The following is a 21,767-nucleotide window of genomic DNA, read 5'->3' on the forward strand; positions in this document are numbered from 1 at the left end:
TGGCAAAAACGAGAGAAGCACCTTCTCTCGTTATCCCGCCTATTGTTCAAGCCAATTATAAAAAGGAATCGTTTTTGCGTTTTCAGGGAGATCACCTTGATTTTCCCGCTGGTGATTCTGGTGCTGCCTGAATTTCCGACTATGACTTCTGGCCTGTTCAATAGTTCGGATACCGTTTTTCTTCCATTCGAATAAAATTCGGTCTATGTAACGAAAATTTAGCTTCCCGGAAATGACAGCTTCTCTCAATGCGGCCTTTATGATGATTGGATCATGCAGATCATCGTCCATCCACATTGCCAATGATTCGCACTCGAACGGCGACAACGGCCGTCCAAACTCTCTTTCGAAACATGTGTACAAGTCCATTTCATCGTTTTGATGCTGATCTGCTTGCTTACCTTTAGTATCGAGGAGGAATTGATCAACAAGCTTTTCCCATAATGGCTGCAATGAATATTTTTCATGGATAATCCCTTCTGGGGAGTGTGCGTCCTTAATACTGAGAAAGCCTTTTTGAATAAGTCTTCGAAGCATGCCAGTACATTCCATAGCTGTTATTGTCATACGTGCGGCAAGCTCAGCCGGAGTAGGAAATTCATTGCCCTTCGTTGAGAAAGAGATAATATGCAATAGGGTTGCAAGCTCTTGTTCATTCATATTCAGCTTCTTATAATGTGTTAATAATACGCCGGGAATCGACACTGATCCTTCTTCCAGCCAGGATAATATATTTGCTTTCATTGTGACACCTCCCCTTAAGTATAACATGAACCCGTGTTTCGGGGTAAGATGAACATAGCCACTGGCAATAAATACTTGTCGAAAATTGCGTAAAGAAAAGTCCGCAGGTGCGGACTGTTTGATACTGTCGGATAGATCGGCCAGCCTTAAGGATAGAGGCGGTTGAGCAGGCGTGGAAACGGGATTGTTTCACGAACATGCTCCACTCCGCTGATCCAGGCTACTGTTCGTTCCAATCCAAGGCCAAATCCTGAATGGGGAACAGAGCCGTATTGGCGGAGCTCTAGATACCATTTGTAAGCGTCATTGCTTAATCCATGTTCTTCAAGGCGCTGTTTCAACAGGCCATGATCATGAATACGCTGGGAACCTCCGATAATTTCACCATAGCCCTCTGGAGCAATCATGTCCGCACATAAGACAACCTCTTCCCGATCCTTGGCAGGCTGCATATAAAATGGTTTAATTGCTGTCGGGTAATGAGTAATAAATACAGGCTTATCATATGCTTCTGCAATCGCTGTTTCGTGCGGCGCGCCAAAGTCGTCACCCCATTCGATATCATTAAAGCCTTTTTCATGCAAGAATTTTATGGCATCGTCATATGAGATTCTTGGGAATGGTGCTTTAATTTGTTCGAGTTTGCTTGTATCCCTTCCAAGCGTGTGCAATTCAAGCTTGCAATTTTTCAATACAGCTTGAATGATATGGGAAACATATTCTTCCTGCACCTTAAGATTGTCTTCAAATTCATAAAAGGCCATTTCCGGCTCAATCATCCAAAACTCAATTAAATGCCGTCGTGTTTTTGACTTTTCTGCCCGGAACGTTGGGCCAAAGGAAAAAACTTTGCCAAGTGCCATCGCTGCTGCTTCCATATAAAGCTGTCCGCTTTGTGACAGGTAGGCATCTTCATCAAAGTACTTTGTCGCAAACAGTTCGCTTGTCCCTTCGGGTGCACTGCCTGTCAGGATCGGCGGGTCCACTTTGACAAACCCTTGTTCATTAAAAAACTCGTATGTCGCCCTGATGATTTCGTTGCGGATTTTCATGACCGCGTGCTGGCGCCGCGAGCGAAGCCATAGATGACGGTTATCCATTAAAAACTCGGTGCCGTGCTCTTTAGGGGTGATCGGATAGTCCACCGCTTGCTGGATCACTTCGATGCCGTTTACCAACAATTCGTATCCGAACGGGGAGCGCTCATCTTTTTGGACTACTCCGGTCACGTATAAAGAGGATTCCTGTGTCGCCGATTTGGCAGTTTGAAACACTTCGTCGGGAACCTCACTCTTGACAACGACTCCCTGGATAAATCCTGTTCCATCACGAAGCTGCAAAAAGGCAATTTTACCGCTTGAGCGTTTATTGGCAAGCCATGCGCCAATCTTCACTTCCTGGTCTACATATTTGTATACTTCTGCTATTGTTGTTTTATTCACTGTCATTTCCCTCCAAAAAACCTAACAAAAACGGTTGCCATATATGCTGTTTATTATACCGTTAGCATGAATGACAAGCAATATTACTCCCTCATGCCCGGAAAACTGCGCCATGTGCAAGATTCAAGATCAACTATGGCGGCTATGCAGGCTACCTGCGTTCGTTCATAAAAAAGCTTATTTTAGCTTGCTTTCGACAAAACGGTGAATTCTGTCGATCGCTTCTTCTAAAAGTTCCAGTGATGCGGCATAGGACAGCCGGATATTGTCCGGGGCACCGAAACCGGATCCGGGAATAACCGCAACCATTGCTTCTTCAAGTAACGCTTCCGCAAATTCATCAACATTGTTAAAGCCAGTTAATTCCGCTGCTTTCTTCGCATTTGGAAACAGATAGAAAGCACCTTGTGGTTTTACGCATGTAAAGCCGGGAATGTCGACAAGCTTGGCAAATATGATTTTAAGACGTTGTTCAAAAGCCTGCCGCATTTCTTCAACCGGTTGTTGGGATCCGGCATAAGCTGCGATTGCGCCGTATTGAGCGGTTGTGGTTGGGTTTGATGTACTATGGCTCGCCAGGTTGGTCATGGCCTTGATAATTTGCTTATTCCCTGCAGCATAGCCAATTCTCCAGCCTGTCATTGAATGCGACTTCGAAACGCCATTGATGATGATCGTTTGCTCTTTTAGCTGCGGTGATAATTCAGCAACAGAGACATGCTTATACCCTCCGTAGACGAGCTTCTCGTAAATTTCATCGGAGATGATCAAAACGTTGTGTTCCAGGCAAACTTCGCCCAGTTTTCGCAATTCCTCTTCTGTATAAAGAATGCCTGTCGGATTGCTTGGGGAATTGATAATAACCGCTTTTGTACGGTCTGAAAACGAATTCTCCAGCTGCTCAGGAGTGATTTTAAATTGATTGCGCTCTTCGCCTTCCACATAGACGGGAACACCACCGGCCAATTTCACTTGCTCCGGATAGCTTACCCAATACGGAATCGGGATAACAACCTGGTCACCTTCGTCTAAAATTACCTGAAACAGCGTGTACAGTCCATGCTTGGCTCCATTTGTCACAATGATTTCGCTGCTGTCGTAGCTGAGCCCTTGATCGCGTTGTAACTTCGCGGCAATCTCTTTTTTTAGGGCCGGCAATCCTGCAGACGGTGTATATTTCGTATGTCCTTGATTCATTGAGTCAACAGCTGCATCAATAATATTTTGCGGGGTATTGTAGTCCGGTTCACCGGCACCGAGCCCGATCACATTTTTGCCCTGAGCCTTTAATTCCTTTGCTTTTGCGGTAATTGCCAATGTTGATGATGGGGTTAGTGCTTTTACTCTTTTAGCCAGTAACGTTTCCATTCCTCTGCCTCCGTTATCCTATAAATTCTCAATTACGGTGAGCCATTCTTCACCTGTATCAAAATCAAGATAATAATAATTTATTAACCCGCTCTCGGATTGCGAGTATATTTCCCAGGCAGGTTGATTGTCGACCATTCCGAGCCGGACCGACAGAATTTTCTCCGGGTTTTTTTCTTCTCTTACTTTATTGATTGCCTCTTCCCTGGAAATGCCCTCAGCTTCTTTCCGTTCAAGAATTTTGCCTCCCTTTTCAGGGATCCAAACAATCGTTTTTTCATTTTTACTGTTCGTCCCTTTAACGACATAGTAGGTTTCATCGCCATTGAATATGCTGAAATCCTTTATGCTTTGCAAGTCGGTTTTTGCATTTGCTATAGCCGCCGCCTTTTGCTCAGCCGCTTTGACGGGCTTGAGCGCATTTAAATACACATTCGCCGCCAGACCTATTAAAATAACAACAGCAATTGAGATAATGATTATCCATTTTTTCATATCAGATCACTTCTTTATGTACGATATATAGTAAAAACTGCTTTTTCCCGCTCTTCCGGGTCGAGGGCCAGTCCGAACATTAAATTTTCTCGTTTCAGGGTGCGGTTTAAGGCATCGACAATCTTATATAAGTCAGGGCTCTGCTGCACTTTAACGGTCGACAATATTTCGATTTTGCTTTCCATACCGCGTTTTCTCCTCCTTTTCAGGTGATTATTGTTATTTATTGGTTCGGAGCTGGACCGATAATATAATGACACATCGTTTTATGATTAACACTCATTATATCAGGTGTCAACCGTTTAGGATAACATTTTCAAGCAAAATTCTTTCTAGTTCACAGCGGTGATAGGCTGCAAATAATAGCGCTGCTTTTTATCGGGCGGCCAGAATCCTTTAGTTAATTACAGCCAATCATAAATTTGCTCGACAATTTCGTCGATATTGACTTTTTGCAATGGTATCGCTGGAATAGACTGCAAAAATGCTTTTCCATATTTAGTTGAAATAATTCTCCTGTCAAAAACAACGATAAGTCCGCGATCATTCTCTGTCCTGATCAGGCGTCCAACCCCCTGCTTAAAGCGGAGTACAGCCTCTGGCAATGAATAATCATAAAATGGATTCCCGTTCTTCTCTTCAATTATTTCACATTTCGCTTCTGTGACCGGTTCATCCGGCGGAGAGAACGGCAGCCTGACAATCACAAGACATGATAAATCCTCCCCGGGGATATCGATTCCCTCCCAAAAGCTGCTTGTGCCAAAGAGAATCGATTTGTCGAAGCGTTGAAAGCTTCTCGTTAACCTTGTCCGGCTTCCTCCGGAAATTCCCTGCGCAATTAAGGCAAAATCTTCGAGAAAACCGCTTTCCTTCAATAGCTCATATGTTTTCTTTAACATTTCATAAGATGTAAACAGAATGAGCATGCGCCCTTTCGTCGCTTCGGCAATTGAAATAATATGCTCACTAATTGCCGCGGTATAATCATCGATTGATACAGCATTTATTTCCGGTAAATCGTTCGGGACGAACATTTTCACCTTTTCCTTATATTGAAACGGTGAGGAAATCACTTCCTTGCGGCAATTTGTTCCATACAGGCCAAGCTCCTTCATCATATAATCGAAGGATTGCTTTACTGTCAGGGTCGCCGACGTTAGCACAGCACTTTTTTTAACGGAGAAATAATATTCCTGTAAATAATTAGAAATATCAACAGGTTGCCCGTAGACAGCGGTGGCGTTTTGTGCGGCCCGCAAATCGACTTCAATCCATGTGACATATCGGTTCTGCCTATGCAAAAACAGGCTTTTGACATTCTCTCTCACTTCACGGAAATCTCCAAGTAAAGAAGCCAGTTCATCCAAAAAAGCTTTGTCCTCATTTGATAGTTCGTGGTCTGCTTTCAATATAAAATCAAGCCGTTTTTCCAACAGCTTGACCAGATCATGAATTTGAAAAGAAAAACGCTCCGCCATTGCGACGAGTACTTTCCATGTTTTACCTGTTTCCTGTCCGGTTAACCGATATTGGATTCGTTTATAAGCACTCTGGTGATCTTTCAGTTTTTCATTGGCGAACAAACTGATTGTTTTAAAAAACTCATCCATCTCCAGTTGAAGATCGCCGATCAACGCATTAATTTCAAACGTATGCTCCAATTGATCATACCGGTCGATTTCGTTCAGTAATTTCTCAAGTTTAAAAAACAGCTGTTTTTGTTCATACAATCCAAGCTGGCCGAGCAACAGCCTGATCGATAAATAATCGATTGAAAAGCCAAAGTATTTGCCGGCCGCTTTTTCGAAGTGATGGGCCTCATCAAGGATCGCATAATCATAATCGGGAAGCAGAGAATGATCTGAAGTTAGATCCGAAAGCAGCAAGGAATGGTTGGTAATAACAATATCTGCGACCTGAGCATTTTTCCGGGCGTTCAGGTAAAAATCATAATGCCGCCAAGCTTTATCATGCAGAAACACACTGCTGTCATTTTTAATTTTATGCCAGTAAAGCCTGCCACCGCTTGAGAGGTTTAATTCATCGACATCGCCAGTCTCGGTTTCGAGAAGCCATATCAGGATTTGCATTTTTGTCAATGTTGTATCATAGTTGTCGTCTTCTTCTTTTAAAGATTGTTCGAATTTAGCCAGGCTGATGAAATGGTTTCTGCCCTTTAGTAAAACCGTTTTCACCGGGAAGGGCAGCATTTGGTTCAACAGCGGGATATCTTTTGTTAAAAGCTGCTCCTGCAGCAAGGTTGTATAGGTGCTGACAATAACCGCTTTCGCAGTCTGAATGGAAAAGAACGCAGCAGGAATTAAATAACCCAGCGACTTTCCTACGCCTGTCCCCGCTTCAATCATCGAGTGGTGTCCATCGGCAAATGATTGGTATACGAGATCCATCATTTTAAATTGCCCGGTTCTTTTCTCGTAATTAGGAAAAGCGCCTTTCATCAGATTCTCCTTCTCTTCATCACTATGAGGAAAACGGATTTCGATCAGCCCGGGTCTGTCTTTTGCTTTCTTATCGGGTCGTTTCAAGGCGATTCCCCTATAGATGTCAATGAAATCAGGCAAAATCTCGATTGATTTTTCTTTTTCGCGGATTAGCTCATCCATCAATATATGTATGTCGCTTTTCAAGCCTGGCGCGAGCCTTGATAATTGTTTTAATGTTCTGGTCGGAATCGATTCGAGCCTATTTAAAAGCAGCAAAAGAAGCTCCGCCGTAACATACGCATCACTGTCCGCCTGATGAGGCCGATCATGGCTAAAGAAAAAACGCGAAGATAGCTCTGATAATTTATAGCTGTCCGCGGCAGGAAAAAGGATTCTTGACAATTCCACCGTATCAACGACCGGGCCGTAAAAGCCATGATAGCCCGCCTCGATTAATTCCTCTTGCAGAAAAGATAAATCGAAGTGAACATTATGCGCCACAAAATATGCGTCATCAAGCAAAGACAACACCCTTGGAGCAATTTCTGCAAACAACGGCGCATCCTTTACGATATGATCATCAATGCCTGTCAATTCTTCGATAAAAGGTGGAATTGGCTGCTCCGGATTGATAAAAGAAGAATATTGTTCGACAATTGTATCTCCCTCGATGACAACAGCCGCAAATTGAATGATTTTAGCCCCTTTTTTTGGAGTGTTACCGGTTGTTTCCAGGTCAATGACCACAAATTTATTGCTCATTTCTTACACCTCAAACATTCGTCAATCAAACGGTATCACAAAAGCAAAGAACAGCGCAAGCGCTGATGAAGGGATCCAAATATGGAGACCGTATATTTCGTTCATACAAAAAGCCCCGCATGGCGGGACTTAAAGAATCGTCATTTCCGGTTCAGCATGAAGCAATTCTTTTATTGCATTACCCTCACCCATAATCGCAACTTTTGGCTGATGGGTGTTTACTTTTTCCTCGGAAATTAATGCATATGAAATGATAATGACTGTGTCACCTTCTTGAACGAGGCGGGCCGCTGCACCATTCACACAAATGACCTTTGATCCCCTCTGGCCGGGAATAATATACGTTTCAAAGCGGGCTCCGTTATTGTTGTTGACGATTTGCACTTTTTCATTTGGAAGCATCCCGACCGCATCGATTATATCCTCATCAATCGTAATGCTGCCGACATAGTTCAAATTGGCCTCCGTCACAGTGGCCCGATGGATTTTCGCATTCATCATGGTGCGAAACATGTCTTCTCCTCCTTATTGTCAAGTTACTTTATTTAATAAATCATCTTTTTACTTGCAAAACGAACAAAAAATTAACACAGATTATTCGTTTAATGCTGATTTATTAAGACGATTTAATTCGTTTTTCGGTGTAGCTTAATACATTGTGAAATTACTCTATTGTTAAAATGATATTGTCGATCAACCGGGCTTTCTGGAATCTCACAGCAGCCGCAACAATGATTTTCCCCTTTAACTCTCCGACTTGCTCCAAGTCGGGATAGGTTAGGATTTCGAGGTAATCAATTTGACCGGTCGTGTTCTCCCGTATGACGGTTTCTACAGCCGCCTGAATCTTGGCAGCGCTTTTTTCCCCGGCAGCCGCCATCTGTTCGGCGAGTCTCAGCGCCTTATAGATAAAGGCGGCCTCACTTCTTTCATTTGGAAGCAGGTAGACGTTCCTTGAGCTTTTCGCCAGCCCGTCCGGTTCACGAACCGTTTCACCGGCAACAAGCTCGATCGGAAAATGAAAATCAGCGAGCAGTCCTTCGACCACCGCTACCTGCTGGGCGTCCTTCATCCCAAAATAAACCCTGTCCGGCCTGACAATGTTGAATAATTTGGTTAACACCGTTGCCACACCATCAAAATGGCCTGGCCGCGATTTGCCGCACAGCACCTCTGTACGGGCTGTTGTCTTGACTACAACCGAAGGAGGCCCGGGATACATCTCATCAGCACTTGGTGCAAAAATGTAATCTGTTCCTAATTGTTCGGCGAGCTGATTATCCCTGTCGAAATCGCGGGGATAGGCGTCAAGGTCTTCGTTTGGGCCGAACTGGAGCGGGTTCACAAAAATACTTAAAACGACAAGGTCATTCTCGGCCCTGGCTTTTCTAAGCAAGGAAGCATGTCCGTCATGCAAAAATCCCATTGTTGGCACAAAGCCGATCGACTTGCACTGCGCCTTGTCGGTCAGCATCTGTTTTTGCATATTTGAAATGGCTGTAATGACTTTCATTCTTTTCCTCCATACAGGCTCTTTAGTTCTTCCTCTTTCATCGTAAAGCTGTGCTGTTCTTCAGGAAAAAAGCCTGCTTTGACATCTGACACATACGCTTCGATGCCATCTTCGATCTCTTCATCAACATTGGCATATTTTTTGACAAACTTGGCAACGCGGTCGACACCGTAGCTTAAAAGGTCATGATAAACTAAAACCTGGCCATCACAATGGACACCGGCACCGATTCCGATCGTCGGAATCTCCAGTGCTGCAGAAACTTCTTCACCAAGCTGTTTTGGGACGCATTCAAGAACAAGTGCAAAAGCCCCGGCTTCCTGGCACCGCAAGGCATCCTCGATCAGCTGCCTTGCTGCCGCTGCGTTTTTCCCCTGCACTTTATAACCGCCGAGGACTCCCACCGTCTGCGGAGTAAGACCGAGATGAGCCATAACCGGTATACCCGCAGCAGTAAGTGCAGCTATTTTTTCAATAACATCGCCGGCACCTTCGAGCTTAACCGCATTTGCGCCTGTTTCCTGAACAATTCTCGCGCCATTTATCAGCGTATCTTTAGTGGATAAATGGTAGCTCATAAATGGCAGGTCAACCGTAATAAAGGTGTCGTTCGCTCCTCTTTTCACAGCCTTGGCATGATGGATCATATCATCCATCGTTACCGGTACCGTTGAGTCATAGCCGAGTACGACCATCCCGAGTGAATCACCGACGAGAATAAGGTCGACTCCGGCCTTCTCTGCGTGTTTTGCAGAAGAAAAATCATAGGCCGTCAGCATCGCAATTTTCTCGCCTGCCCGTTTCATTTTTAAAAAATCTGTCGTCTGCTTCATCTTCATTCCTCCTTGTTTGGAAAGAGGAGATAAAACACTCTATTTGGAAGCAAAAAAGAATCCTGCTTTACGTCAGAAGGATTCTTTGGGCGCTTTCATAATCGTTTCATCCCTCTGTCCCGGTCCGCTCGTCGGATCTAGGCAGATATAAAATTAAAGTTGCTTGCGGTAAACAGGTGCAGTTCAATATGATACTGCCCAACTCGATTATAGCAAATTTATGCCAATCTGGCGAAAAAAAATATCTATATGTCTTTATTCAGCCAGCTCAATATCCGCTGAATAGATATGATGCACTTTTCCGGCGCTGTCTTCAATCATCAAAACACCTTCATCGGTAATCCCTAAAGCGCGTCCGGAAATATTGCCTGTAAGCGTCCGGGCAGTAATTTCTTTGCCAATGCTGATGGCATAACCTTCCCAGAGCAGCTTAATTGGGTAAAAGCCTTTTTCCAAATAGAGAAGATAGAGTTTTTCCAGCCTGGTCAAAACCATCCTGATCAGAGCAGCTCTAGACAGCTTGTCTCCTTTTTCAATCGAAAGCGAGGTAGCGATTGTCCGGATATCCTCGGGATAGTCTTGTTCCTGCTGGTTTACATTAATGCCAATCCCGATAATGATCGAGATAATCCGGTCTGCATCAGCTTGCAGCTCGGTTAAAATGCCGGTCACCTTCCTGCCATTTATTAAAATGTCGTTCGGCCACTTAATTTGCGGGGATAAGCCGGTCATTTCTTCAATTGCCTGAACGACAGCAACCGCTGTTAACAGCGTGAGCTGCGGAGCTTTCGAAGGCAGGATGTTCGGGCGCAGAATAACGCTCATCCATATACCCGTGTATTTTGGAGAATACCATTTCCGGTCAAGTCTCCCCCTGCCGGAAAGCTGCTCCTCGGCCAGGATGACAGTTCCTTCTTCAGCCCCGTCAAATGCAAGGCTGTGGGCAATTTTTTGCGTCGATTGTACCGTTTCCTCGTAATGAATATTTTGGCCGGCAAAAGCGGTCTTTAAGCCCAGTCTTACTTCATCCGCTGAAACCTTTTCCGGCGTTTTCATAATGCGGTAGCCTTTTCTTCGGACCGCTTCGAGCTCGAAGCCATCTTTTCTGAGCTCCTCAATATGCTTCCACACGGCCGTGCGCGAACAGCCAATCAAGTCAGCTAAAGACTGGCCTGATAGGTATTCCCCGCCGGCATTTGTAAAGGCATCAAGCAGTTGTTTTCTCAGTTCCGACTGCATTTGCCCACCCACTCTCTAAGATTTTCCTGATCGTTATGAAGATCCCCGGCCACGATTGCTGCTTCAATTTTTGTGAATATTTCCTTCACCCATGGGCCGCCTGGTTTCCCTGTCCATTCGATTAAATCATTGCCAGATGCTTTTATGTCAGTCCGGCTTTTAATTGGCAGCCTTTCATATTCCAAACGCAGTTGTGCAAGCCTGGAATCATCTTGCACTCCTTTTAAAGTGAGCCAGATTCTTTCAGCTGAGATGATCACAGCGATCCCGGCTTGATAAGCTGCCAAGCTAGTCCACTCCTGCTCGAGCCGAAACTTGAGAAAGCGATAAATTTTCTCAATTTCCTTGATTTTTTTGACAGGCAGTTTCCACTTTCTCAAAAACGGATCAATCTCCTCTGCTGAAATGTCGCAACAGTACAGAAGCAGGCACCATAGTTCATTTCCAGACAGGCTGCTATAGTCATATTCATTCATTTTCTCAAGCGCTTTTTTGCATCCTGACAGCCCCGGCAGAAATCGATACAGCCCTGAATCAATGATTAGGCTGATTGCCTCCTGGCGATTTAGTCCGGCAATCAGCTTTTCAAATTCTGCTGTCTTTCGTTCGGTGGCAATTTTTTCGAGCAAATGGCCATATATATGCAAAGCTTCTTTTGTTGCCGGTGCCAATGTAAAAGAAAGCTGGCTGACGAATCTGACCGCCCTCATCATCCGCAAGGCATCCTCGGAGAATCTTTCACTGGCGTTCCCGACCGTTTCGATTCTTTTTCGGTTAATTGCCGATCTGCCATCAAATGGATCGATCAATTTTCCGTGCCGATCCATCGCGATTGCGTTCATCGTAAAGTCACGGCGCTGGAGATCTTCTTTTAAAGAACGTATGTAATCGACGTGAGAAGGCCGGCGAAAATCACGATATTCGGCCTCGGCCCGAAAGGTGGTAATCTCATAAGAATCTCCATTGAAGAAAACAAGCACAGTCCCGTGTTCGATCCCAACATCGGCTGTACGAGGAAAGATCGTTTTGATCTCTTCCGGGGTCGCTGATGTGGCAATGTCAACATCCTCAATCGGGCGCCCGAGCAGGAAATCACGGACAGAGCCACCTACAAAATAGGCCTCATACCCTGCATTTTCAATTGTTAAAAGCAGCTGTTTGGCTTTCGCAAATGGTTGTATCATATAGGATCCCCTTCAGTTTAACAGCTCTAAATATAAGTTCTCATATTGCGATACGATCAAATCGGCGCCAAACTGGTGTTTAACTCGCTCAACTGATTTTGCCGAAAAATTTTCATGCAAGCCTGGATTTGTCAAGAGTTCGAGAGCTTTTGCGGTAATTTCCTTGATATTCCCCAATTCGCATACAAACCCCGTTTCCCCATCGCTGATCACTTCCGGGATTCCGCCGATATTTGTACCGATACAGGGAACGCCGCAAGCCATCGCTTCCAATGCTACGAGCCCAAAGCTTTCTTTTTCCGATAATAATAGCATGAGATCACTGATCGAATACAGCTCTTCCAAATTATCCTGCTTCCCTAAGAACAGAACCTTGTCGCGCAGGCCAAGATCGTGAACCATTTGGCAAATCCTGGTTATCTCGGGGCCATCGCCGACAAGAAGGAGTTTAGCCGAAATTTGTTCGGCAATATTCTTAAATGTTTCGACGACATCATGGACCCGCTTGACCGGTCGGAAATTGGAGACATGGATAATCACCTGTTCATCGTCTCTAATACCGTACTCGTGGCGGAGATGGCCTGCATCCATTTTCTTATACACACGGCTGTCGATAAAGTTATAGACTGCCTTGATAGGTTTATCCGGTTGGATCACTTCATCAGTCTGCTCGATTAGGGCATTGGAAACAGCCGTGACCGCATCTGACTTTTCTATCCCAAATTTGATGGCGCCGGCAAGTGACGGATCATAACCAAGAACTGTAATATCGGTTCCGTGCAGGGTGGTGACAATTTTCACCTGCTTATTCGTCATTTGCTTAGCGAGGATTGCACAGACCGCATGCGGAATCGCATAATGCACGTGCAGGATATCAAGATTTTCCCGGTTGACGACTTCGGCCATTTTACTGGCCAATGCGATATCGTATGGCGGGTATTGAAAAACTGAATACTGGCTGACCTCGACTTGATGGTAATAAATGTTGTGGTACATTTTCTTAAGCCTGAAGGGCATGCTCGAAGAAATAAAGTGGATCTCATGCCCTCTTTCTGCAAGGAGCTTGCCGAGTTCGGTCGCCACGACGCCGGAGCCGCCGACTGTCGGGTAGCAGGTGATGCCGATTTTTAAGTTTGTCATTGGAAATCCCCTAATAAATCATGATTGATTAGTAGTGGCCTTCTCACTTTAAATCCCTCTGCGTATTGCACACCAACTTCTTTGCCAAACAACCGGTCGCGCGCTTCAACTGTTTCAATATAGCCGGTTACGAGCGGTGTCTCAACCCCGCCGCGCTGAAGAAAAAATTGGCTTTCATATGCTTTCAGTGCTTGTATTTTTTGTTCCATATAGAGGGATGTATCAACTGTAAAATCGGGTTGATGGAAGCCATTGATCATGTAATAGTAAACTTCGCCCGGTTTATGGGGCGGCAAATCACCCGCTGTTTTATACTTTTTTATCCCTGCCGAAAAAACGGCTTCATCCACTAAACGGGCACAATGCCCGTGGTCGGGGTGGCGGTCTTTAAAATACGGTGCAAAAACAATGCGCGGTTTATGTGCGCGAATCACTTCAACGATCTTCTTTATGTATTCATTCGAAAAAAGGAGTCCCCGGTCAGGGAATGCTAATGTTTCCCTGGTTGACACGCCCAATATACCTGCGGCCATGCTTGCTTCCTGTTTGCGTGTTTCGACTGTTCCATTTGAGGACAGCTCTGCTTCCGTCAGGTCACAAATAGCAATTCTTCTTCCTTCCGCAGCATATTTTGCTATTATTCCACCCATGCCGATTTCAACATCATCGGCATGGGCACCAAATGCCAGTATATCTATATCAAATAATGACAATTCCATTCACCGCGTTTCTTTTACAATCTCACGCCACTGGATGTCGCCGCGTTCCAACCCTTTTATCAGAACCTCAGCTGTTCCCATATTCGTAGCCAGCGGAACCGAGTACACATCGCATAACCGGACTAATGCCGTCACATCTGGTTCGTGGGGCTGGGCTGTCAGCGGGTCGCGGAAAAAGAAGACGATATCCATTTTATTATTCGCAATCATCGCGCCAATCTCCTGGTCGCCGCCGAGAGGCCCCGATTTGCATCTTGTAATTTCAAGGCCTGTTGCTTCGATAATTCGCAGGCCAGTCGTACCAGTTGCAAACAGTTTGTGCTTCGAAAAAATCACTTTATATGCGGTCACAAACCCAACAAGGTCATCTTTTTTCTTATCATGGGCTATTAATGCAATATTCACCTTAACACTCCCCGTCTATTCAATAATGTTTTCAAGGCCGTATACAAACGAGTCAATGTTGACAATTGTATCTACAGCCAGCTTGACACCGGACATAAACGAAGCTCTGTTGTAAGAATCATGCCTGATCGTTAACGTCTGCCCGTCTGCCCCGAACATCACCTGCTGGTGGGCAATTAAGCCTGGCAGGCGGACGGAATGAATATGCATCCCCTCATAGTCGGCGCCTCTGGCTCCGTGGATTGTTTCTTTCTCGTTAGGGTGGCCCTGCTTCTTAGTCTCCCGTACTTCCGCAATCAGTTCGGCTGTTTTTACAGCGGTCCCTGACGGCGCATCAAGCTTCTGATCATGGTGCAGCTCCAAAATTTCAACATCCTTAAAAAATTTCGCTGCCATTTGTGAAAATTTCATCATTAAAATGGCCCCGACAGCGAAATTCGGAGCAATGATGCAGCCTAGCTCCTTTTCTTCACAGATAGCCGCTAATTCTGCGAGGTTTTCCTTTGAAAAACCAGTCGTTCCGACAACCGGGCGGACACCGTGTTGTAAAGCCGTTTTTGTATGGTACATCCCCACTTCAGGTGTCGTAAGATCAATTAATACATCCGCGTTTGCTTCCGAAAGACATTTCTCTATTTCACTATAAACCGGCACCTGATAGCCTTGAAAACCTTCAAGCTCACTCAGCATGATCCCTTCATACTTATGGTCTAACACAGCGGCCAGCGTGTAGCGCTCGGTATTCATTACCATATGTACAGCTTCCCTGCCCATTCTGCCGCGTGGGCCAGCAATAACGATTCTTACTTGCTCCATTTTCAATTCTCCTCATCTGTTTGTTCAAGCCTTGTCCATCGGTCTTTGTCCCTTGTATTGAATTTATTCATCACGGTGTTGTGTGCTGTTTCCAAATCGATATTTAACGAATTGGCAAAACAAATGAGAACAAACAACATATCCCCAAGTTCTTCCTCAATGGTTTGTTCCTTTTCTGTTGCTTTTTTCGGCTTTTCTCCGTAATAGTGGTTAACTTCCCGGGCCAATTCCCCGAGCTCTTCAGTCATTCGTGCCATTAAAGCAAGCGGACTGAAGTAGCCTTCTTTAAACTGGCTTATGTATCCGTCGACTTCACCTTGAATGTCCTGTAACGATTTCTTCGTACTCATCATTCACCCCGATTTGTCCAAAATCTAATTATCGATATGTATCATTGCCTTCATCTTTTCATGTTAGCTAAATCTGCGGTTATTTACAAATATAATTGATTGTTTTTCTGTAGGAGAAGGTAAAGGTGTCGGGCAACGATTGCTCTTATGATAGTACTTATATATAATTAAAAGCGGTATTTATGAAACAGGGGGAATGACGATGTTTTTCGGCCTTAAATTGAAAAATATCTTATTTATTTTGGTTGGTGCAGCTATCTTTGCGTTTGGAATCGTCCATTTTAATATGCAAAATAACCTTTCCGAGGGCGGCTTTACCGGAATTACTTTACTGCTGTTCTTTCTCTTCAATTGGGATCCTTCCTATACAAACTTAATTCTCAACATTCCACTCTTTATAATTGGCTGGAAGCTGCTCGGCCGCAATGTCTTTTTGTATACGGTGATTGGGACAATCGCAGTTTCGGTTTTTTTGTGGATTTTTCAGCGTTATCAAATTGAGATGCCGCTTAATGATGACCTGACGTTAGCCGCTTTGTTTGCCGGTGTTTTTATCGGCGTCGGGCTCGGCATCATTTTCCGCTACGGGGGAACAACCGGCGGCGTCGACATCATTGCCAGACTTGTTCAAAAATATGTGGGCTGGAGCATGGGACGAACAATGTTCATATTTGATGTAGCGGTGATCACGCTCTCGCTCATCTTCTATTTAACGTACCAGGAAGCGATGTATACGCTTGTCGCTGTGTTTGTCGGGGCACGAGTGATTGATTTTATGCAGGAAGGCGCCTATGCAGCCAGAGGGGCAATGATCATCTCCGACTTTAATGAGCAAATTTCCGCGCGGATTATGAAGGAAATGGATCGGGGTGTTACCATTTTACGGGGTCATGGCCCATTTTCGAAAAAAGACAGGGATGTGCTTTATTGTGTGGTCGCCAGAAACGAAATCGTCAGGCTGAAAAGTGTGATTACCTCCGTTGATCCGCATGCATTTGTATCTGTCAGTGTCGTCCACGATGTTCTCGGTGAAGGCTTTACTCTCGACGAAAATAAGAAGCCACTTGAGCGGTAAGTGAGTTTCTTACAAATAACGCTTTATTATCGATTATCCACTTTTGAGAAGTAATGATATGTTTTCATTTTAGCTCATAAAAAAACCAGCCGTATTTAGGGCTGGTTTTTTATTCGTTTCTTGCCATTCCTGTGTAAATCAGTACCAAGCGGGCAAGTTCCATCACGGCTACAGCAGCGGCGGCAACATACGTTAACGCAGCAGCATTCAGGACTCTCTTTGTCTCACGTTCTTCATCATTGCGGATAATCCCGTGCGAAACTATTTCGTCCATCGCCCTGCTTGAAGCATTGAATTCAACTGGCAGTGTTACGAGCTGGAAAACGACCGCTGCAGCCATAAAAACAATCCCCAAAAGAAGCAAATCAGCTAGCCCGGCAATAATCCCGATCATAACCAGGATCCATGAAAAATTGGAACCAAGGCTTGCTACTGGCACTAATGCATGGCGAAAACGGAGAAAGGCATATTCCTGTGCGTCTTGAATTGCATGTCCAACTTCATGGGCTGCGATCGCAGAAGCAGCAACAGAATGGCCGTGATAGTTGGCCGAAGACAGTCTTACGGTCTTGGAGCGTGGATCGTAGTGGTCACTTAAATAACCCCTTGTTTCCTCAACCCCGACATTATATAATCCGTTCGCATCAAGAATTCTTCTCGCCACTTCGGCTCCTACCATTTGTGAGGAAGAAGGTACTTTAGAGTATTTTTTGTACGTTCCCTTTACCCTGAATTGGGCCCAAAGCGGTATCAAAATAATAATCGCAAAATAGATTAAAAACATATTATACCTCCATTTCAGCTCGTGATGCTTTTATCTTTATTGTATAAATGCCTGAAAGAGGTGTCAATTTTTATGATCTCTTGACCGGTTTCTCTCAGGTTTTTGGCCACCCATATATTTTCTCCAGCCTACGTAAGATAATGTGATAATTATGATGCTTCCTGTAGAAATGATTACCCACCATAACGATGGGTCTGCATCATCCTCAGTCATTTCATCAAAAAGGCTCTCTAAATCCGTTTGCAGGGCATTTAGCTCCTCCTGGCTGGACGTTCCCGACAGCAGTTGAGGCCGGTTGTGGTCAATGTATTGGACGCGGGTATTCAATTTTTGCACCCGTTCCCGGGAAACATCAAGCTTGATACTCGGGTAAATGACCTCATAAAGGGATAAGAAAGAGTTAAGAGTCAGGTGGAACTTCTCGTTATCACCGTTGCCGGCGGCTTCCTTCACATCGTGAAATACCGTCATAATCGGGTCTTCCATCTCTGTCCACAGGGGTTGATGGGTGGATGTGACAGCGTCAACGACAAGACGAAACTTTGTTACCCTGTTTAACCTTTCTTCAGGGTTCAATTGTCCGTTTCCCGCAGCCTCGACCGCTTCATCGTGAGCGACAGTGATAATTCTTAGTTCATCCATCGAGAAAATCCGCTCTGAAGTGGTAAAGGCGAGAAATTCCTCTGAAAAATATTCAAGCAATTTTCCTGCATCATCATATCTCTGCAATTTAATCATCTGCAATGCTTGATCAGATAACAAATCCAGCTTATCTAAAGGCGACGGTTGTTCCGAATATACTGTAGAAATCGGCGCAAGCAATAAAACAGCCAAAAATAATATGACAAATTTTGCTCTCATGGTTGTCCCCCCCTCCAAATTACTATTAAAATGTTATGAAGGGATGGACAAGGTTAGACCAGAAACCTGAGGAGCGCCTCTATGTTTTTATTTTCAGTATAAAGCGATCTTTCCTTAAACAAAGAATATACGCTATTTCCAGTGAAAAAATACTGAGCCAAAAAGTAAAATAACCGATTTCCTGTATGTACAAATTTAATGTCTGATAGCGGGGCATCATTAGAAAGACATAATCGATGATTTCATTGTGAAGAACCCAGATCGCCGTAACGACAAAATGCCATAGTTTAATTCGGTAAAAAGGGGCATACAGCAGTCCCTGTACCGCCATGCCAAGGTGCGAAAAAATCAGCATTAGGCTGACCAAATCGATTTGCCCGTTTACAACGTAGACAAGCAAATTCATCACGACTGCCCAGATGCCGTACTTAAATAATGTAACGATCGCGAGCGCTTCAAGCAATCCCCAATTCTTTTTTAACAAAAAAGCGATGAGCACAAATACAAAAAATAAGCTGGCTGTCGGGCTGTCGGGGACAAACGGCAGAAAAATCGGTGGTGTGTCCGCTAATTGCCATTGATACCAGACATACCCGTAAATCGTTCCGGCAATATTTATAATTAGAAGCATCCATAGAAACGCCCGGCTGGCAAGGACAGGATAAATCATTTTCATTATTTTTTCCTCTTTTCAACTAATCTTTCATCATCATTTTGCCAACTATAGTTTATAAGAAAAAACAACTGCAAGGAATCTTTTACTAGAGTCATCGCTGTTCGTTAAAAAAGCTGGCGCAATGTTTACGCCAGCTTTTTAACATATTATTTACTTTCAAGCTTAGAAATAAACTCAGAAAGCTGCTGCAGCTCTTCGTCTGTTCCTTTAAACATGCCCGCTGGCATATCACCTGTACCATTTTTGGCAATGTCGGCAATTTCTTCAGGGGTTAAGCCTGTATCAATTAAAGGCGGTGCCCCTGCGCCACCGGTAAGTTCAGCGCCATGGCAATTTATACAGCCTTGCGTTTCATAAACTCCGTAACCAGGATCTTTAGTATCGATATCAGCTTCCGCGACGATTTCACCCATTTTTGCTCTTGCTTTCCAGTCTGTAGTACTGGCAGACTGCCATGTCAAAAAGATAACAGCTGCCACAGCGAGAAGCATAAAGCCGGTTGCAATCGGGCGTTTTGACGGGCGGCGCTCAGGTCCGCGGTCAATGAATGGCGCAAGTAATAAAGCGCCGAATGCCAGGCCAGGAATGATAAATGCACCAATTATATTATATGCTGGTCCCGAAGCAAATCGGTATTTTAGCAATTGGTATAAAAACAAGAAATACCAGTCCGGCAGCGGAATATAGGCTGTATCGGTCGGGTCTGCCATTCTCTCAAGCGGAGACGCGTGAGCGGCAGTCAAGCATAAATAGCCAATCAGGAAAACGGCACCGACGAGCCATTCCCTTAATAAAAAGTTAGGCCAAAACGCTTCTGTTTTCCCAGGGTATTCCGAGTAATCTTTCGGAATATTCGGTTTGCGATTGTCAGCAGGAACCCTTGAGTCACCTACGAATTTCATCCCTTTTCCACGATGCATCGAGCAATCCCCCTCCTTTTATTCATAAGTTAATCAATTTAAAAAACAGTTCGTTCGGTTTACAACGGCCCTGAAATACCTTGTTTGCGGATCATCAGGAAGTGGGCACCCATTAAGCCGAGCAATGCACCAGGCAAGAAGAAGACATGGATCGCAAAGAAACGCGTTAATGTTTGCGCACCGACAATTGATGAATCCCCGGAAAGCAGAGCTTTAACGTAAGTTCCGATTAACGGCGTTGATTCAGCAATCTGCAAACCTACCTTTGTCGCAAATAAAGCTTTCATATCCCAAGGCAGCAAGTACCCTGTAAAACCTAAACCGAGCATAACGAAGAAAATTAGAACTCCGACAACCCAGTTCAGTTCGCGCGGTTTTTTATAGGCTCCCTGAAAGAAGACGCGCAGCGTATGTAAAAACATCATGACAATAACCAGACTTGCGCCCCAATGGTGCATCCCGCGGACAATCTGGCCGAATGCCACTTCATTTTGGAGATAGTAAACGGACTTCCAAGCATTTTCAATATCAGGAACATAATACATGGTTAAAAACATACCTGAAAGGATTTGGATCACGGTGATGAAAAACGTCAGACCGCCAAAGCAATACACGAACGCAGAAAAATGGTGTGCCGGGTTGACGTGCTCCGGTACTTCGTGGTCGGCAATATCGCGCCACAACGGCGTAATATCCAAACGCTCATCGACCCAATCATAAATTTTATTAAGCAATTATTACGCCTCCCATGGTTTAATTTGGCCGATATGCAAATAGCCGTCCTTAACCTTGTAATCGTATAGATCAAGCGGTCCGAGCGGCGGAGTACCCGCTACGTTCATTCCATCCTTTGTATACAATCCGTAATGGCATGGACAGAAAAATTTGTTTGGATTTGCTTCATCCGTGTTCCAGTCAACAACACAGCCTAAATGCTTACAGACAGGTGAAAGGGCAACGATTTCTCCCGCTTCATCCAGATAAACCCAGGCAGTATTCGTCACTTCAGACTCATACCAGGCATCCTTCTGTGTGTATTGGAAATCGACGCGAACCGGTTCAGTTGTTAAATCATCTACTTTTTGTTTTGTTGGAATGAAATCTCCGCCTGCACCCGCTTTTAGTACCGGGTCTATTGCAAAGCGTACCATCGGCATTAACATACCTGCCGCCATGAAACCGCCTACACCTGTAAGTGTATAGCTCAGGAATTGACGTCTTGAAACTTGGTGCTTACTCATGCTTTTCCCCCCTCTATGAAAAAGTTAAGTCCAGCGGACATATTTAGACACATTATAAAACTAGGACATAACCATGATATATCAATCTTAAAGTTAGGTCAATATAATACTATTACGAAAAGATGGCAAGTGTGTGACTTATATCGCAGTTAACTATTTTCCCGCCATTTTTGGATGAATAGCTGCAATAGTTGTTTGACCTGGTCCTCAATAATCGTTATTTTATTAGATTCATCCATGTGCTCGAGCGGAAGGGTAGGCAGCCAAATTAACGAACCTTCCATTTCGTTTTCGCGACTTTTCCAGGCGCTGTCTGATGTAACATAAATAATATGCGGAAACCCTTTCGCTTTCAGTTCCCGTTCCCATTCTTTTATATTTGCGAGCAAGCGGCTTTCTTCTGAGCTTTTCAAATAAGCGAACCCCGGGAGGAGGATGAGGCGCCCTTTGAACTGCCTTTCAATTTGAACCGCCAGTAATGTAATAAATTCTGTCATCGCTGCTGCCTGCTTCATGTCTTCATCAAATGATACGGGCAGCAACGGCAATACAGCCGTATCTACGTACTCTTTTGCGTTTAAATACATATCAATATCCTGCGGACTCCATTTCAAACTAAACACTCCAATCAGTAGGTTTACTCTTTTATCATACCATCTGGCTTGGACAACCTCCAATGATCTTCAAGTCATGTTTGAGTCAAGCATTTGTTGGCGGAATTTATTTCCACCTAAAACGTGTAAGCGGATTCAT

The 21,767-nt window shown here is 44.5% G+C and carries 24 protein-coding genes; 1 reads left to right on the forward strand and 23 read right to left on the reverse strand.

Annotated features, from left to right (window positions below; translation table 11 throughout):
- Positions 1-39: 39 nt before the first annotated feature.
- The 16 genes from CU635_RS18100 to CU635_RS18175 form a co-directional block, all read right to left on the reverse strand.
- On the reverse strand, positions 40-744 hold the full coding sequence (locus CU635_RS18100) for a DnaD domain-containing protein (RefSeq protein WP_101578783.1): 705 nt from the start codon (positions 742-744) through the stop codon (positions 40-42).
- A gap of 146 nt (positions 745-890) precedes the next feature.
- Positions 891-2,186: an asparagine--tRNA ligase gene (asnS, locus tag CU635_RS18105; RefSeq protein WP_245917523.1), complete on the reverse strand. Its 1,296-nt coding sequence runs from the start codon at positions 2,184-2,186 to the stop codon at positions 891-893.
- Positions 2,187-2,363: 177 nt separating this feature from the next.
- Complete coding sequence (locus CU635_RS18110) at positions 2,364-3,554, reverse strand: pyridoxal phosphate-dependent aminotransferase (protein WP_101578785.1); 1,191 nt, start codon at positions 3,552-3,554, stop codon at positions 2,364-2,366.
- Between the two features lie 18 nt (positions 3,555-3,572).
- Entirely contained in the window at positions 3,573-4,049 is a 477-nt protein-coding gene (locus CU635_RS18115; protein WP_101578786.1) for a cell wall elongation regulator TseB-like domain-containing protein, read from the reverse strand.
- A 14-nt stretch (positions 4,050-4,063) separates the two neighbouring features.
- Entirely contained in the window at positions 4,064-4,234 is a 171-nt protein-coding gene (locus CU635_RS18120; protein WP_101578787.1) for a YpmA family protein, read from the reverse strand.
- 219 nt (positions 4,235-4,453) lie between these two features.
- Positions 4,454-7,258 (reverse strand): ATP-dependent DNA helicase DinG, encoded by a 2,805-nt coding sequence (dinG, locus tag CU635_RS18125; protein WP_101578788.1) that lies wholly within the window; start codon positions 7,256-7,258, stop codon positions 4,454-4,456.
- A 129-nt stretch (positions 7,259-7,387) separates the two neighbouring features.
- Positions 7,388-7,771, reverse strand: coding sequence for an aspartate 1-decarboxylase (gene panD / locus CU635_RS18130; protein WP_101578789.1), 384 nt, complete (start codon positions 7,769-7,771; stop codon positions 7,388-7,390).
- Between the two features lie 151 nt (positions 7,772-7,922).
- Positions 7,923-8,771 carry a pantoate--beta-alanine ligase gene (gene panC, locus CU635_RS18135; protein ID WP_101578790.1) on the reverse strand — a complete coding sequence of 283 codons (849 nt, stop codon included), beginning with the start codon at positions 8,769-8,771 and terminating at the stop codon, positions 7,923-7,925.
- A complete protein-coding gene (gene panB / locus CU635_RS18140; RefSeq protein WP_101578791.1) occupies positions 8,768-9,604 on the reverse strand; it encodes a 3-methyl-2-oxobutanoate hydroxymethyltransferase in 837 nt (278 codons plus the stop codon). Before panB ends, panC begins: the two co-directional genes overlap by 4 nt.
- 255 nt (positions 9,605-9,859) lie before the next feature.
- Positions 9,860-10,843 carry a biotin--[acetyl-CoA-carboxylase] ligase gene (locus tag CU635_RS18145; RefSeq protein ID WP_101578792.1) on the reverse strand — a complete coding sequence of 328 codons (984 nt, stop codon included), beginning with the start codon at positions 10,841-10,843 and terminating at the stop codon, positions 9,860-9,862.
- Positions 10,828-12,027 carry a CCA tRNA nucleotidyltransferase gene (locus tag CU635_RS18150; protein WP_101578793.1) on the reverse strand — a complete coding sequence of 400 codons (1,200 nt, stop codon included), beginning with the start codon at positions 12,025-12,027 and terminating at the stop codon, positions 10,828-10,830. The genes CU635_RS18145 and CU635_RS18150 overlap by 16 nt, the downstream gene beginning before the upstream one ends.
- Positions 12,028-12,039: 12 nt before the next feature.
- Positions 12,040-13,167, reverse strand: coding sequence for an N-acetyl-alpha-D-glucosaminyl L-malate synthase BshA (bshA, locus tag CU635_RS18155; protein ID WP_101578794.1), 1,128 nt, complete (start codon positions 13,165-13,167; stop codon positions 12,040-12,042).
- Positions 13,164-13,886 carry a bacillithiol biosynthesis deacetylase BshB1 gene (gene bshB1, locus CU635_RS18160; protein ID WP_180956474.1) on the reverse strand — a complete coding sequence of 241 codons (723 nt, stop codon included), beginning with the start codon at positions 13,884-13,886 and terminating at the stop codon, positions 13,164-13,166. The genes bshA and bshB1 overlap by 4 nt, the downstream gene beginning before the upstream one ends.
- On the reverse strand, positions 13,887-14,291 hold the full coding sequence (gene mgsA, locus CU635_RS18165) for a methylglyoxal synthase (protein ID WP_101578795.1): 405 nt from the start codon (positions 14,289-14,291) through the stop codon (positions 13,887-13,889).
- A 15-nt stretch (positions 14,292-14,306) separates the two neighbouring features.
- The gene (gene dapB / locus CU635_RS18170) at positions 14,307-15,107 is read right to left on the reverse strand and encodes a 4-hydroxy-tetrahydrodipicolinate reductase (protein ID WP_101578796.1); all 801 of its coding nucleotides are present in this window, start codon (positions 15,105-15,107) and stop codon (positions 14,307-14,309) included.
- Positions 15,108-15,109: 2 nt separating this feature from the next.
- Positions 15,110-15,457: a nucleotide pyrophosphohydrolase gene (locus CU635_RS18175; protein ID WP_101578797.1), complete on the reverse strand. Its 348-nt coding sequence runs from the start codon at positions 15,455-15,457 to the stop codon at positions 15,110-15,112.
- 202 nt (positions 15,458-15,659) lie between these two features.
- Here CU635_RS18175 and CU635_RS18180 point away from each other — a divergent pair, with 202 nt between their 5' ends.
- Positions 15,660-16,532 carry a YitT family protein gene (locus tag CU635_RS18180; protein ID WP_101578798.1) on the forward strand — a complete coding sequence of 291 codons (873 nt, stop codon included), beginning with the start codon at positions 15,660-15,662 and terminating at the stop codon, positions 16,530-16,532.
- Positions 16,533-16,641: 109 nt separating this feature from the next.
- Here CU635_RS18180 and CU635_RS18185 read toward each other — a convergent pair whose 3' ends face one another.
- The 7 genes from CU635_RS18185 to CU635_RS18215 all read right to left on the reverse strand — a co-directional run bounded on the left by CU635_RS18185 (position 16,642) and on the right by CU635_RS18215 (position 21,628).
- A complete protein-coding gene (locus CU635_RS18185; protein ID WP_101578799.1) occupies positions 16,642-17,316 on the reverse strand; it encodes a zinc metallopeptidase in 675 nt (224 codons plus the stop codon).
- A 63-nt stretch (positions 17,317-17,379) separates the two neighbouring features.
- On the reverse strand, positions 17,380-18,177 hold the full coding sequence (gene ypjB, locus CU635_RS18190) for a sporulation protein YpjB (RefSeq protein WP_101578800.1): 798 nt from the start codon (positions 18,175-18,177) through the stop codon (positions 17,380-17,382).
- A gap of 79 nt (positions 18,178-18,256) precedes the next feature.
- Positions 18,257-18,853 (reverse strand): lipoprotein heptaprenylglyceryl N-acetyltransferase LhaT, encoded by a 597-nt coding sequence (gene lhaT, locus CU635_RS18195; RefSeq protein WP_101578801.1) that lies wholly within the window; start codon positions 18,851-18,853, stop codon positions 18,257-18,259.
- 146 nt (positions 18,854-18,999) lie between these two features.
- The gene (locus CU635_RS18200; RefSeq protein WP_101578802.1) at positions 19,000-19,773 is read right to left on the reverse strand and encodes a menaquinol-cytochrome c reductase cytochrome b/c subunit; all 774 of its coding nucleotides are present in this window, start codon (positions 19,771-19,773) and stop codon (positions 19,000-19,002) included.
- A 59-nt stretch (positions 19,774-19,832) separates the two neighbouring features.
- Positions 19,833-20,507, reverse strand: coding sequence for a menaquinol-cytochrome c reductase cytochrome b subunit (gene qcrB / locus CU635_RS18205; RefSeq protein ID WP_101578803.1), 675 nt, complete (start codon positions 20,505-20,507; stop codon positions 19,833-19,835).
- 3 nt (positions 20,508-20,510) lie between these two features.
- Positions 20,511-21,014, reverse strand: a complete 504-nt coding sequence (locus CU635_RS18210; RefSeq protein ID WP_142382806.1) for a QcrA and Rieske domain-containing protein — start codon at positions 21,012-21,014, stop codon at positions 20,511-20,513.
- Between the two features lie 149 nt (positions 21,015-21,163).
- Entirely contained in the window at positions 21,164-21,628 is a 465-nt protein-coding gene (locus tag CU635_RS18215; RefSeq protein ID WP_101578804.1) for a YpiF family protein, read from the reverse strand.
- Between the last annotated feature and the right edge of the window lie 139 nt (positions 21,629-21,767).

Source organism: Bacillus canaveralius, from assembly GCF_002860125.1.
GTDB classification, from domain to species: Bacteria; Bacillota; Bacilli; order Bacillales; family Cytobacillaceae; genus Bacillus_BJ; species Bacillus_BJ canaveralius.